We start from the raw sequence: 13,341 nt of genomic DNA on the forward strand, positions 1-13,341 counted from the left end.
ACCACTCAAAGCAGGTGGATTACCAGCAGAACAACGGCAATAGCTGGGAAAAGCATCTGTACGACGGCTGCGCGGGCTTTGTCGGGAGACGAGAGAATCAGCACCAATCCCGCGGCAACCATCGATCCTGTGCCTGCCAGTACGAGGGCAATTCCGACCGACGCGGAGCCGGTCGCCGCAATCACGATGCCGACCGCCGACACGATCGCCAAGAAAAGGTTGTAAAAGCCCTGGTTGAAGGCGAGCGGCTGCGTGGTGATCGCCTCTTCCTCGGACTTCACGCCGAACGTGGCGCGGGTCTTCGGGGCCGTCCAGAGAATCGATTCGAGGACAAAAATGTACACGTGCACTGCTGCGGCCAGTCCCGCGAAGATGTAGCCGGCGACGTTCATCGGTGAGCTCCTGTTGCTTCGAGTGAATTCTGTATCGTTCGGTCCAATATATACTGGACCGAACGATACAGAAAGAGCGAGGCTTTGATGGGCAGATCACAAGAATTCGACACAACAGCCGTGGTCGCTGCCGCTTTGGACGTTTTCTGGGCACGCGGATACGAAGGTGCCTCACTCGGCGACCTCGAATCCGCGACGGGGCTGAGTCGGTCAAGTCTCTACAACTCGTTCACCAACAAGCGCGGATTGTTCGACGCCGCCGTGCAGATGTACCTCGACCATGTCATCCGGCCACGTCTGCGCAGCCTCACGACAAATCCCGGGGCAGACGCCGTCGACGACTACCTTTCCTCGCTTGCGCACGCGATCGGCACCATGACTGCCGACTCACCTCGGCGCGGTTGCCTACTTCTCAATACGGCTGCCGGACTCGGCGCGCACGACGATGCGGCGGCCGCAGTGATCCGCGCGTACCGCCGAGAACTCGCCGACGCGATCAACAGTGGATTACACGCCGCGTTTCCAACCGAGACAGACGCCACGCTCTCAGATCGCACTCGAATCCTTCTCTCCTGCACGGTAAGTGCACTGGTACTCGCGCGAGTTGACACCGAAGAGGCCATCGCAACTCTGGAATCTGCGCGCCGCCTGAACGAAGAGTGGCAGGGATAATGACCGGAAAGCTCACGCCATTGCCCGCTATCAGGCGGGTAGGCGATGATGCTTCACGTGCCCAATTTGACCACGCCCGCTATCGCCGCTGGATATCTCCGGGGAATGGACCAACCCTCGATCCACGTCGGGACTTTCGCGATTCTCCGACCCTGGACCCGCGACGACGCACCGGCCGTCATGGAAGCCTTTCGCGATCCGTCGATTCAGCGTTGGCACATCCGCCGCGCCGACTCGATCGACGAAGCACGGGGTTGGCTCACCCAGTGGAGAGACGGGTGGGCAAGCGAATCCGAATGCCATTGGGCGATCGCCGCTCCCGAGACAAATGAACTCCTCGGTCGAATCGCAGCAAAGGGGGTGAATTTGTGGGACGGCACTGCCGAGCTCGCGTATTGGGTGACCCCAGCGGCGCGCGGCCGCGGACTGTGCACCCAGGCTGTAACCGCACTGTCCGAGTGGGCATTCCGCGAAGTAGGGTTTCATCGACTGGAACTCGAGCACTCGATCCACAACCCACGATCGTGCCGAGTCGCCACCAAAGCAGGGTTCAGCGAAGAAGGTGTTCGACGAAGCTCCGCCAGGCACGCCGACGGCTGGCACGACATGCACGTCCACGCCCGACTACGTAGCGATCAGCCTTCGGCAACGACCCGCGCCGCGAGGGCAAGCGTCTGATCCACCAATTCCGCAACTCGCTGCGGCACGACCGGTTCGAGGTCGAACAGAATTCGGTAGATGATCGGCGCCACTACATGGTCGACCACCGAATCACCATCCACGCCGGCAGCTTCCGGCCAACGCGCGAGGATCACGTCGATCTGCGTCCGACAGAAGAAGGCACACTTGAACTTCTTCGTACCGTCCGGTGCATGCGTCTGATCGTCGCTCATCAACACGTCACGCAACGAAGCACGACCGACAGGCGCAGACATCTCCTCGAGGTACTCCTGCGCCCAAATCGTCAGATCCCCTCGGAGCGAGCCCGTTTCACGCGGGTCGGCGTCCGGGCGCAATCTCTCGATCGAGACGTCGGCAAAGACTTCGTTGATGTCACCCCACCGCCGATAGATGGTCGACGGGGTCACTCCCGCATCGGTCGCGATCATCGGCACCGTGATCTCGGCTCGATCACGCTGTTCCAACAACTTGCGCGCCGACGCATGCACGGCCTGTTGGATGCGCGCACTACGGCCACCGGGGCGCGGACCTGCGGACGGACTCATAAATCCAATACTAACGCAAAGATGTTGCATTAGGCTACGGCCAGGCGTAGCGTCCCAAACGCAAAGTATTTGCGTTTGAATCTTCACCACCCGCACGGGAAGCGCTACGACAATGACAACGACCGTTTCACCTCAGACCGAGAGCACTTCACGCCCACGCCTTGGGCGAGGCGTCGCTTTCACACTCATCGCCGTCATCATCGCTACGTTCCTGGGCGCATCCGCGACCCCGACACCGTTGTACGAGCACTATCAACAGTTGTGGGGATTCTCCTCGCTGGCGTCGACGCTCGTGTTCGGCATCTACGCTCTCGCATTGCTCGCCACGCTCCTGACCGCCGGATCCCTGTCCGATCACATCGGCAGGCGCCCGGTCCTGCTCGGAGCACTCGCGCTCGAGGCAGTCTCGCTCGCGCTGTTCGCCTCGGCCGACGGGTTGACCATCCTGCTCATCGCCCGGGTCGTACAGGGTGTTGCCACCGGCGCTGCAATCAGTGCTCTGGGTTCGGCATTGATCGACCTCGAACGCACTCCGGGTCGAGGATCGATCATCAACAGCGTCGCTCCGACGATGGGGCTTGCAGTCGGAGCAGTGGGTTCGAGCCTCATCAGCGAGCACCTGCCCCGGCCCACCAGCACTGTCTACCTGGTCCTTCTCGTGCTTGTCATTCTCGAGATCTTCGGAGTATGGGCCACTCCCGAGACATCGGGCGGACGCCCCGGAGCCTGGCAGTCCCTGCGCCCCACACTGGCCGTTCCTCGTCAGGCGCGCACGATGATTGCCCTGACCGCACCGTGCCTGATCGCGGTCTGGGCACTGGGAGGTTTCTACCTCTCACTCGGACCTGCATTGGCGCGCAACGCACTTGACGTTCACAGCTCCCTCATCGGTGCCATCATGGTTGCAACACTGACAGGATTCGGAGCGGCAGCAGTACTCACCTTCCGCAAACTCGGCGGCCGGACCGTGATGCTGATCGGAACCACCGCCTTGGTGCTCGGGGTGGCCGTCACACTCATCGGTGCTGAAACATCCTCTGCCGTATTGATTCTGGTCGGTACGGCTGTTGCAGGTATCGGCTTCGGAGCAGGATTCCAAGGAACTATCCTCACCGTCATGCCGCTGGCCGAGAACCACGAACGCGCGGGTTTGTTGTCCACCGTCTACGTCATCGCATATCTGGCCAACAGTCTTCCCGCCTTGCTGGCCGGCTACCTGGTCGGCAAGGTCGGATTGGTGGATACGACGCGTGGCTACGGAGTACTCGTCATGGTGCTCGCGGCGGCCGCACTGATCGGACTGCTGGTCACCGGCGAGCGAAAGGTCGAAGCCGTCTCGGTGTCGGAGTAGGTGTCCCCCGATCGGTGGACACACCGTTCCGCCTGCACAGGGTCCGGGGAGTGGACATACGACATCGATCTGCTCCGACATAGTTGTCTTCGAGAGAGCCAACCGAACGCTCACCCGGACAAAGGACACCGACGATGACGAACCCACGCTACATAGTTGCCGCAATCACAGCTCTGGCCGCCGGCGCCCTCACTTTGGGATTGAGCGGAATCGCCAGTGCCGGAACCCTTCCCACAACCGGCAACAGCATCACGATGACGATCAGCAACGACACCGAACAGACAATTCATCTCGAAGGCGCCGACAACCCCTACGGACAGTGGATGCAGAGCCCACGCCAGTCGCTCGCGCCTCACGAGACCGAGATCGTCACGGCATACAACCAGGACCCGCGCGGCCTGACGGTCGACGTCGTCTATTCCACTCCCGACGGCGGACAAGCAGTCTTCATGGCCAACGACTATCCGCAGTTCGACACCGACGGAACTCGCACCACCGACCCTGATCACTACTTCATCTCGAGCTACATCGACGGCTACTACCCGAACCTGAGCGTCGGGTACCACCTCAGTGTGGTGTGACTGCAGCAGTCGTCATAAGTAATCCATCTGCCACTCAGACGCACTTGTTCTTGGACATTCGTCCGGCGCGCGGGGATTGTTGAACGCAGCCCCGCACGACCAGGCACACGCCCCGCTGCCGGTGGCCCGAAAATCAACGGGAGAGGGAAAACCACAGTGCGACTACCCAACCAGTTTCTGATCTACGTCAGCGATGCCGCCTCCGCAGCAGCGTTCTACGGCGAATTGTTCGACGCGAAGCCTGAGGTCCTCAGCCCTCGGTACATGACCTTCGACCTCGGCGGCGGTGTGGTCCTTGCACTGTGGAGCGGCAAGTCCCGCGACCTCGATCCCGCGACACCGCGCAATTTCGAAGTCGGCATCTTGGTCGACGGTGGGAGCAACGAAATTCGGGCGATCCACGACGAGTGGGTGGCCAAGGGAGTCGAGGTCGTCGAAGAACCCAACGAAGATGTCTTCGGTCTGACGTTCGTCATTTCAGATCTGGACGGAAACCGCGTCCGCGTAGCGCCCGCAGATCACTGAGCACTCAGCCTTTGATCTCGCCGTACCGGCGCAAGGCCTCCTCACGCTCGTGCGCGTGATCGACGATCGGGTCCGGGTAGTCGACTGGGCGCATCGCCTTCAACGAGTGGACGGCCTTCCCGGGAACATCGCGAAGTTCGGGGACCCACCGACGGACGTATGTGCCGTCGGGATCGAACTTCTCCCCTTGCGTGATCGGGTTGAAGACGCGGAAGAAGGGCGAAGCATCCGTACCCGACCCGGCAGTCCACTGCCACCCGTGCTGATTGGAGGCCAAGTCACCGTCCACCAGTTGCGACATGAAGTACCGTGCGCCGCGCCACCACGGAATGTGCAGGTCCTTCACCAGGAATGACGCGACGATCATTCGGACCCGATTGTGCATCCAGTTCTCGGCGGCGAGTTGCCGCATGCCGGCATCCACGATCGGGAAGCCGGTCTTGCCTTCACACCAGGCCGTGAAGGCGGCGTCTGCGTCGACTCCCCCGTCGTGACGTAAACGGTCGAACTTGTCGTCGTAGTTCTTCCGCGCGCTGTCGGGGCGCTGAAACAGGATGTCTGCGTAGAAGTCTCGCCAAGCAAGCTGGCGACGGTACGCCTGAGCGCCGTCTCCGAGTCGCTTGGAGAGATCTGCCAACATGGTTCTCGGATGAATCGTGCCGTACTTGAGCGGGATCGACATCCGACTCGTGGTGTCGAGGTCGGGTCGATTTCGTTCGTCGTCGTACCGGTCAAGATCGTTCTCGCAGTATTCTTTCCACTGTTCGAGCGCACCGGCCTCACCGACGACATCGCTGACGGTGCCGGACGGCGCTGGGATACTCACCCGGCGCGGGCCACCGTCCTTCTCGCTCGGATCGAACCAACGGACCGTCCCCGCATCGGTCGACGCGGGGCCCCGCCAACCATGTTCCATCCACTGACGGAAGTACGGCGTGAACACCTTGTACGGATCACCGTCTGCCTTGGTGACGCGTCCGGGCGCCACGGCATATGGTGACCCGGTGGCGATCAACTCCACCTTCTCGGCCACGGCCGCGTCGCGCCGTCGGCCGTAGGGCCCGTAGTCGCCACTGATGTGAACTTCTTCGGCGCCAACGGATTCCGCCACGCGGGGCACCACGTCTGCCGGATCACCTCGAACAACCATCAATCGTCCGTCGAGCTGGTTGTCGAGTGCCGACAAGTTGGCGAACAGTTGATTCTGGCGGGGTGATCCTGCCGGTCCGAGCAACTTCTCGTCGAGGACGAACAAACCCAACGTCTGTCCGCCGGCATCCGCCGCTGCAGTCAGAGTCGGAAGATCACCGACCCTCAGATCGCGTCGAAACCAGATCACAGAGTTACTCACCCAGTCGAGCCTACCGATCAGATCTCAGAACGCATCCCACCGCGCGGGCCGCCAGTTGCGCCGCTCTTTCGGCTGTCGGTTCGGAGGTGAGCCCGAGCAGTCGCCGCCGGTGCTCCTCCCCGAGCAGCAAGGTGTACAACTGATCCGCGCACAGCGCAGCCTTCTGGCCGTGCTGATCGATCAAAATCTTCTCCAGAAAGGCAATCGACTTGGCCGGGCCGGATTCGTAGAACGCTGCGGCCAATTCAGGGAACTGCACGGCCTCGCCGATCATCATGCGGTGCAGCGCAATCGAGTTGTCGCTGTGCAGGGCGATGACGATGTCCACTGCAGCGGCGAGCAGGTCGGACTGTCCCTCGCCGGCATCGTCGACGTACGCGTGCTGACGCGCAACCGCAGCTGCAAAGACCGCAGACTTGTCGCCGAAGTAGCTGTACACGGTGCGCTTGGCGACGCCGGCCACCGTGGCAATGCCCTCGATGGTAGTTCGGGCGAACCCGACATCTCGAAACGAGTCGACAGCGACGTCGAGAATCTCGTTGCGTCGTTCGGCGCGCTCGGCGTCACTGGTTCTCCCACGTCTGCGCGGTTGCTCCATCAAGTCCCCTGTTAGCGTGCCGGTAAATTAATGCTACGTTGACGTTTCATTAATTCGAATACTACAGGAGCACTGCATGACCGGACAACGACTCGTCCACGTCGCTATCGCCGACGACTGGGAAGCATGCAAGCGTTTCGGTGAGTACGAGGTCTCGACGCGCGGAATCAGTTACGACGAGGCAGGATTCATTCGCGCAACGACCCCGGACGCACTCGCTTCGGTGCTCGATCTGGTGTTCGGCGACCTCACATTGCCGCTGGTCGTCGCCGTCATCGATCAGGACGCCCTGACCTCCGCGGGCATCGACGTCGAATGGGAGGCGGAAAAGCCCCGAATCCTCCGACCTCTACCGATGGACGAGGACACCGTGGTCGCCGAACTGGCCGTGGAACGCGTTGACGGGGTCTGGCCGATTCCCGACCTGACCCCGTACGCAAGCTACGCCGGCTAGACCAGCGCAGCCTCCGGTTCGATAACCGGCGCCGACGCCTTCTTCCGGCCGGCAGCCACGCACAGCGCGATCCCGACGGCAATCCAGCACACCAGCACCAGAAGTGGCGTGGTGGCGCCATGGCCGTCGAAGAACGCCATCGAACGGACGGATGCTCCTGCGGCGCCGGGTGGGAGCAGCTGCCCCAATGCGCCCCAGCCTGCGGGCAACCACGCGGCAGTTGTCGCCATCCCCGAGAGTGGGTTTCCGATGAACATCATCGTGACGGCGCCCAACGCGAACCCCTTCATCCCGAGCAGGGATTCGAGCCCCAAAATGGGAAGCGAGATGGCCGAAATACCAACGGCGAGTGTGAGCGCGGTGAGCAGGTAGTTTCCGTCAAGGCTGCTGGTACCGAACTGCAGAATGGCAGTCAGGGCAAAACCCGCGACAACCGCGACGCCGGCAGCGCCCAACACTCGCTTGACAATGCTGCGCGGAAACAGCTGCACGAGAACAACAGCAGGCATGATTCCACCGAACACCAGAGGCAAAGCCAATGCCGTGAGCCCAGCACCGGTCGGGTCGTCCGCCGTCAACGGCACAACGTCTTCGACGGGAACCTTCACCCCCGAACTCTCCGCGAGCCCACTGGCCAGACCGGTCAAGGTTTGGGCGATCGGGGTTCCGCCTGCAGTCGCGATCAACACGTGAGGACCGTTGGCATCAACGGCGATTCCGCCGACCACGTCGCGATTCCGAATCGCGTCACGCAGGGCGTCGGCGTCGGCGAATTCTCGAGTATCGAAGGCGCCTTGCTTACTCGCCTCGAGCGAGGTGCTGATCTGTTCGGTTGCCGCAGCTGGACCGGTGATGCCCAACTTCAGTTCGTGCGGGCCACTGTTGACCGAGGGCAGCACGAAGGCAAGCAGCATCAGCCCGATCACGGCGGACAAGCCCAACACCACAGCCACCAACTTCTTGCGGTCCCGTGCTTCGACTTCGGCGTTCATAACTACCTTCCCTAAGTGGAAGTTTTTCCTCCACTATTTGTGGAAGATATTCCTCCGGTTATGATGAACTGTCAATACCGGAGGTGGATGTGCGAGCCGATGCACGTGAACGCAGAAACGCAATAGTCGACGCCGCACGAGCGGTGTTCACCGAACGCGGGCACGACGCGCCGCTCGATGCAGTCGCAGAACTCGCGAAAGTGGGCATCGCCACGCTGTATCGAAACTTTCCGACGCGCGAGGACCTCGTGACCGCCGTCGCCGTCGCAACACTGACCGATGTCCGCGAGGCTGCCGACATCGCACTCACGGCAATGTCCACCGATCCGATAAACGCGTGGCACACGCTGGTGGACCGCCTCGTGGAACTGCGCCTGGGTGCGCTCATTCCTGCACTGGTGGAACGCAGTTTCACCGAGCTGGCGCCCGAAGTTCTGGCGGTGCGTGAGGTGACGAAAACGAAGATGACCGCGACGATCGGCGCCGCTCAGAGCGCCGGACTGGTTCGCGCCGATCTGCAACCGCTCGAATTCGTCATGGCTCTGGCCAAACTGACGCGCCCGCAAATCGAGTTGTCCGACGAGGCCATGCCGAACCTGGTCCCGCGGTTGGTCGCGGTGTTCATGGCCGGTCTGCGTCCGGACGGTACCGACTTGCCGGTCTGATCGGCGAAACCCGACGTACCAGGCAAGGCACAATGGGGCTGTGACCGAGATACCGAAAATCCTCGTAGTCGACGACGACGCAGACGTCCTGACCTCACTCGAACGCGGATTGCGGCTCTCGGGATTCACCGTACTGACGGCGGTGGACGGCGCCGACGCGCTCCGAGTGATCTCCGACAAACGACCGGACGCGGTAGTCCTCGACATCAACATGCCTGTTCTCGACGGCACCGGGGTGGTGACGGCACTTCGTGCCGCCGGCAACGAAATCCCGATCTGCGTGCTCAGTGCGCGCAACTCGGTCGACGACCGCATCGCCGGGCTCGAGTCCGGTGCAGACGACTACATGGTCAAACCGTTTGTTCTTGCCGAACTGGTTGCCCGGATCCGCGCAATGCTCCGTCGCAGCAACACTCCGGCCGGCGATCACTCCGAGGGTACGAATACCCTGCGGGTCGGAAACCTCGACATCGATCTCTCCGGTCGCCGGGTTCGTGTCGACGGCAAGGAAGTACCGCTCACCAAACGCGAATTCGAGCTACTCGAAGTGCTCGCACACAATTCCGGCATCGTGCTCACTCGCGAACGTCTCCTCGAACTGGTGTGGGGCTACGACTTCGTCGCCGACACGAACGTCGTGGACGTCTTCATCGGCTATCTGCGTCGAAAGTTCGAATCCGGCGGTTCACCTCGTCTGCTGCATACCGTTCGCGGCGTCGGGTTCGTGCTTCGGGAGAACCCGTGAAGCGTCGCCGCTTCTCACTACGAACTCGCGTTGCCGCGGCCGCGGCACTGGGGGCGACGTTCATCGTCATCGCACTCGGTGTGGTCGTTGCACTGGCTATCGCACGAAACAATTTGGCGCAGTTGGACCGTCGATTGGAGACGGCATCGACGGTCATCGTGGCCAATGCGGCTACAGCGGGACCTTTTCTCGGCGCGTTCGGAGACGGCGGCGCCTTTTCCGTGACCATCCGCTCCGACACCGACGGAACCGTCAAATCCAGTACCCCGACGCGACTGCCCGAACTACCGGTCGGCTCGGCGACCGTCGACGTGGACGGTACGAAGTACCGGGCATATACCGCCGAGGCCGACGGGATCAATGCCCTTGTCTCGCTGGCGGTTCCCTATGCCGAAGCGCGAGACATCACAGTCGACCAACAGCGACAGGTTGCGTTCTTCGGCGTCGGGGCCGTAGCGGCCGCAGCTGCGTTGGGATGGTTGTTCGGTGGCCCGGCGGTGCGCCCCCTCGTGGAGTTGACCCGCCGGATCGCCAGGCGCGATCCCGATCTCGCCACCGAGGTTTCCGGAATCCGTGAAGCGGACGAGCTTGCCGCAGCAGCAGAATCGATGCTCAGCGACGTCGCTCGAGCGCAAGCCGCAACCAACTCCGCCCTTGCCGCCGCCCGAGATTTTGCGTCCGCCTCGGCTCACGAACTCCGAACTCCGTTGACAGCAATGCGAACCGACATCGAAGTGTTGTCCATTCACGACCTCGATCACGAACAAAGACGCGAGATCCTCACAGATCTGGCCCGCGCGCAGGGCCGCGTCGAGTCAACTCTGAGAGACCTCGAGCGCCTGGCGAAGGGTGAACTCTCGACGGCCGAGGATTTCAAGGACACCGATTTGACCGAGGTCTGCGACATCGCCGCCGACGACGCACGCCGACATCATCCTGGGCTCGACGTCGGCGTCGTCACGGTGGATTCCCCACTCCCCTATTGCATCCGGGCCCTTCCCGGCGGAATCCGGTTGATCCTCGACAACGCGATCACCAATGCAGTCCGCCACGGCGGCGCGAGCGCGGTGCGCATCACCCTCGCTCGCCCGGCCGATTCACCGGACACCGTCACGATCACGATCGACGACAACGGTTGCGGAATACCGGCCGAGGAACGCTCGAGCGTGTTCGAGCGCTTCACTCGCGGATCGACGGCAGGCAAGACAGGCTCCGGTTTGGGCCTGGCGCTGGTGGCGCAGCAGGCGGCCCTGCACGGCGGACGGACGACATTTCACGACAGTCCACTCGGCGGGGCTCGCCTGCTGGTCGAACTCAGGGATCAGCCCGGACCCGAATAGCCCTTCAGGTCTCGATCAACTGGCCGATCCCCGACGCTGTCACTTCGATGACCCGAGCCGAGCCGATGTCGAAGAACAGTCCGGCGATACGCAGGCGACCATCCACACGGGCCTGACCGACGAGAGGATGGCGTTCGAGAGTCTGCAATTGGACTGCGACATTGACCATTCCGAGCTGATCGACCTCCGAGAAACCTGCCTCGGCCGCAGCACGCGCGACCGGATGGCCACTCGTATAGGCCTGCAAGCTCGTCTCCGCATGCCGCAGCCATTCACCGACGACTCCCGATTCCGACGGACCGTTGGTCAGGAGTGCTTGCATCGCGCCGCAGCCCGAATGTCCGCACACGACCACCGAGCTGACACCCAACTCGTCGATCCCGAAGGCCAGTGCCGCTTCCACCGACGTATCGCGGCCGCCGGCAGGAACCAGGTTTCCGACATTGCGCACGGTGAACAGGTCACCGGGGCCACTGCTCGTGATGATGTTCGGCACCACTCGCGAATCTGCGCAGGTGAGGAAAAGGGAGTCGGGGTTCTGCCCGTCGCGCAACTGATCCATGTGCGGCCGTATCGCTTCGGCGCGATGGCGATGATAGTTGGACACCCCGTCGAGAATGGGCCGCAAGGCCGGCGGGCTGCTCAGATTCCTCCCCGAAGCCTGTGGTTGCCAACTGCCCCACGGCGCGAGCAAGCCGCGCAGGTCGGTGACTGCGGCGCCGCGCTTCGGCGGACCGGTGGTCGCGCTCTCCATACTCACCGAGCCGACTTCGTCGATGATCACCGAACCACCTGCCAACTCGTACTGCCTCGCCCACTCTTCGATGACGTCGAAGACGGCATGGTCGAGGAAGTCGACTGACAGCTCGACGGTGACGTCCGACCGCGGTGGGATTCCGGCGAGCACCGACGTCAGCTTGGGCAGCACCAGGAAGGTGCACGAGCCTTCGACCAGGACGCGCCACTTCCCGGAATCGTTGTCGCCCAACTCTTCTGCGGTGACAGTTGCGCGGATGACACGCCACACCAGGAGGGCGATGGCCAGCGCCAACCCGATCAGGACGCCCTCGAGCAGATTCAAGAACACGACGCCGACCACCGTGATGCCGTACACCCACAGATCACCGGTCCGTCGCGCCAACCGAATGTGCGCCAGCTTGACCAGTTGAATACCGATGACAATCAACAGTCCGGCCAGTGCAGACTTCGGAATCTGCTGGACCAACCCGGCGAGCGCAGCCGAGAACAGCAGAATCCACAGGCCGTGCATGATCGACGACGCGCGGGACTTCGCCCCGGCCTCGACATTGGTCGCACTGCGCACGATCACCCCGGTGACCGGAAGGCCGCCGATGGCCCCGGACACCATGTTCGCGGTGCCCTGGCCGAGCATCTCGCGATCGAAGTTCGACCGCGGGCCCGAGTGCATCTTGTCCACGGCCACGGCCGAGAGCAGACTCTCCACACTGGCGATCAGGGCGATGGTCAGGATGCCGGTTGCGACGCCGAGCCACTGGCCGTCGGGCAGAGCGGGGAGTCCGATCGAGTCCAGCAAAGATCCGTCGAGAGCAATACGCTCGACGTCGATCGGCAGCGCCAGCGAAGCGAGAGTTGCCAATACGATGCCCACCAACGCCGCCGGAACCTTGCGGACACCGGCAGGGAGATAGCGCCACCCGAGAAGGGTGGCGATGACGACGAGTCCGATCATCAGGTCCTCGACATGCAAGGCACCGATCTGTGCGGGCAACTGCCGTAGATTGTCCAGCGCCGAGCTGGCCGAGCTTCCACCCAACAACACGTGAACCTGTTGTAGCGCAATGGTGATGCCGATACCGGCGAGCATCGCATGCACCACCACTGGAGCAATAGCCAGCGCCGCACGGGCAATTCGGCTGAGCCCGAACACGATCTGCAGAATTCCGGCGCCGACGGTGATCAGGCAGGTGACTTTCCACCCGAACTTGCCGATCAGTTCGGCGACCACCACGGTCAGGCCGGCTGCGGGACCACTGACTTGCAGCGGTGAACCTCCCACAGCTCCGGCCACCACTCCGCCGACGATTGCGGCGATCAGACCTGCCATGATCGGCGCCCCGGAGGCGATCGCAATTCCCAATGACAGGGGAAGCGCCACCAGGAATACGACCAGCGACGCCGGCACGTCGTATCTGATCAGTTGCTCGAGATATCGCCGGCTTCCACCACCCGGCGGAGACGAATCCCCCACGACGCTCTCGTCTGCGGATGATTGTGCGTGCACTACGGACTGCGTCGACATAGATCTCCTCGCCGGACCCCGGATCCGGCTGCTGGGCAACATGTTCGAAGCGAATCGGCGATCGGTATCGCCGATCGACTGTGACCATGGTAACCGCGATTCCTTACCGTTCCCTTAGATGCGAGCCCAGACGTGGTCGACGTCACCGCCGCCCGGCACTGTGACTCG

15 protein-coding genes are annotated in these 13,341 nt (G+C 62.6%); 9 read left to right on the forward strand and 6 right to left on the reverse strand.

Annotated elements, in window-relative coordinates; genetic code table 11:
• Positions 1-5 precede the first annotated feature (5 nt).
• Positions 6-392 carry a DUF1304 domain-containing protein gene (locus ACBG85_RS21730; protein WP_003939752.1) on the reverse strand — a complete coding sequence of 129 codons (387 nt, stop codon included), beginning with the start codon at positions 390-392 and terminating at the stop codon, positions 6-8.
• An 87-nt stretch (positions 393-479) separates the two neighbouring features.
• On the opposite strand from ACBG85_RS21730, the gene ACBG85_RS21735 reads away from it, so the two are divergent.
• Both ACBG85_RS21735 and ACBG85_RS21740 read left to right on the forward strand, forming a co-directional pair.
• Positions 480-1,064: a TetR/AcrR family transcriptional regulator gene (locus ACBG85_RS21735; RefSeq protein WP_372024798.1), complete on the forward strand. Its 585-nt coding sequence runs from the start codon at positions 480-482 to the stop codon at positions 1,062-1,064.
• 57 nt (positions 1,065-1,121) lie between these two features.
• The gene (locus ACBG85_RS21740) at positions 1,122-1,742 is read left to right on the forward strand and encodes a GNAT family N-acetyltransferase (RefSeq protein ID WP_372024801.1); all 621 of its coding nucleotides are present in this window, start codon (positions 1,122-1,124) and stop codon (positions 1,740-1,742) included.
• Here the strand turns inward: ACBG85_RS21740 and ACBG85_RS21745 are convergent.
• Positions 1,700-2,290: a TetR/AcrR family transcriptional regulator gene (locus ACBG85_RS21745; protein ID WP_007733425.1), complete on the reverse strand. Its 591-nt coding sequence runs from the start codon at positions 2,288-2,290 to the stop codon at positions 1,700-1,702. The genes ACBG85_RS21740 and ACBG85_RS21745 overlap by 43 nt on opposite strands.
• Positions 2,291-2,402: 112 nt before the next feature.
• Between ACBG85_RS21745 and ACBG85_RS21750 the strand changes: the two genes are divergently transcribed.
• From ACBG85_RS21750 to ACBG85_RS21760, 3 genes are all read left to right on the forward strand, one after another.
• Positions 2,403-3,641, forward strand: a complete 1,239-nt coding sequence (locus ACBG85_RS21750; RefSeq protein WP_372024804.1) for an MFS transporter — start codon at positions 2,403-2,405, stop codon at positions 3,639-3,641.
• Between the two features lie 134 nt (positions 3,642-3,775).
• Positions 3,776-4,222, forward strand: a complete 447-nt coding sequence (locus ACBG85_RS21755) for a hypothetical protein (protein ID WP_372024807.1) — start codon at positions 3,776-3,778, stop codon at positions 4,220-4,222.
• 156 nt (positions 4,223-4,378) lie between these two features.
• Positions 4,379-4,747, forward strand: a complete 369-nt coding sequence (locus tag ACBG85_RS21760) for a VOC family protein (RefSeq protein ID WP_003939994.1) — start codon at positions 4,379-4,381, stop codon at positions 4,745-4,747.
• Positions 4,748-4,751: 4 nt separating this feature from the next.
• Here ACBG85_RS21760 and ACBG85_RS21765 read toward each other — a convergent pair whose 3' ends face one another.
• Positions 4,752-6,098, reverse strand: a complete 1,347-nt coding sequence (locus tag ACBG85_RS21765; RefSeq protein WP_064113356.1) for a deoxyribodipyrimidine photo-lyase — start codon at positions 6,096-6,098, stop codon at positions 4,752-4,754.
• A gap of 10 nt (positions 6,099-6,108) precedes the next feature.
• Complete coding sequence (locus ACBG85_RS21770) at positions 6,109-6,696, reverse strand: TetR/AcrR family transcriptional regulator (RefSeq protein ID WP_042921655.1); 588 nt, start codon at positions 6,694-6,696, stop codon at positions 6,109-6,111.
• 76 nt (positions 6,697-6,772) lie between these two features.
• Here ACBG85_RS21770 and ACBG85_RS21775 point away from each other — a divergent pair, with 76 nt between their 5' ends.
• Positions 6,773-7,150, forward strand: coding sequence for a DUF952 domain-containing protein (locus tag ACBG85_RS21775; RefSeq protein WP_064073987.1), 378 nt, complete (start codon positions 6,773-6,775; stop codon positions 7,148-7,150).
• On the opposite strand, the gene ACBG85_RS21780 is transcribed toward ACBG85_RS21775, so the two are convergent.
• Positions 7,147-8,142, reverse strand: a complete 996-nt coding sequence (locus ACBG85_RS21780; protein WP_054188864.1) for a hypothetical protein — start codon at positions 8,140-8,142, stop codon at positions 7,147-7,149. The two genes, ACBG85_RS21775 and ACBG85_RS21780, sit on opposite strands and share 4 nt — an antisense overlap.
• An 89-nt stretch (positions 8,143-8,231) precedes the next feature.
• On the opposite strand from ACBG85_RS21780, the gene ACBG85_RS21785 reads away from it, so the two are divergent.
• The 3 genes from ACBG85_RS21785 to ACBG85_RS21795 are packed head-to-tail and all read left to right on the forward strand — an operon-like array spanning position 8,232 to position 10,892.
• On the forward strand, positions 8,232-8,807 hold the full coding sequence (locus ACBG85_RS21785) for a TetR/AcrR family transcriptional regulator (protein ID WP_007733449.1): 576 nt from the start codon (positions 8,232-8,234) through the stop codon (positions 8,805-8,807).
• 40 nt (positions 8,808-8,847) lie between these two features.
• Positions 8,848-9,552 carry a response regulator transcription factor gene (locus ACBG85_RS21790; RefSeq protein WP_003939853.1) on the forward strand — a complete coding sequence of 235 codons (705 nt, stop codon included), beginning with the start codon at positions 8,848-8,850 and terminating at the stop codon, positions 9,550-9,552.
• Positions 9,549-10,892, forward strand: coding sequence for a sensor histidine kinase KdpD (locus tag ACBG85_RS21795; RefSeq protein WP_003939972.1), 1,344 nt, complete (start codon positions 9,549-9,551; stop codon positions 10,890-10,892). The genes ACBG85_RS21790 and ACBG85_RS21795 overlap by 4 nt, the downstream gene beginning before the upstream one ends.
• Before the next feature lie 4 nt (positions 10,893-10,896).
• Here ACBG85_RS21795 and ACBG85_RS21800 read toward each other — a convergent pair whose 3' ends face one another.
• Positions 10,897-13,173, reverse strand: a complete 2,277-nt coding sequence (locus tag ACBG85_RS21800) for a bifunctional SulP family inorganic anion transporter/carbonic anhydrase (protein WP_064073985.1) — start codon at positions 13,171-13,173, stop codon at positions 10,897-10,899.
• Between the last annotated feature and the right edge of the window lie 168 nt (positions 13,174-13,341).

This window comes from Rhodococcus sp. NyZ502, assembly GCF_041464245.1.
Lineage (GTDB): Bacteria > Actinomycetota > Actinomycetes > Mycobacteriales > Mycobacteriaceae > Rhodococcus_F > Rhodococcus_F qingshengii.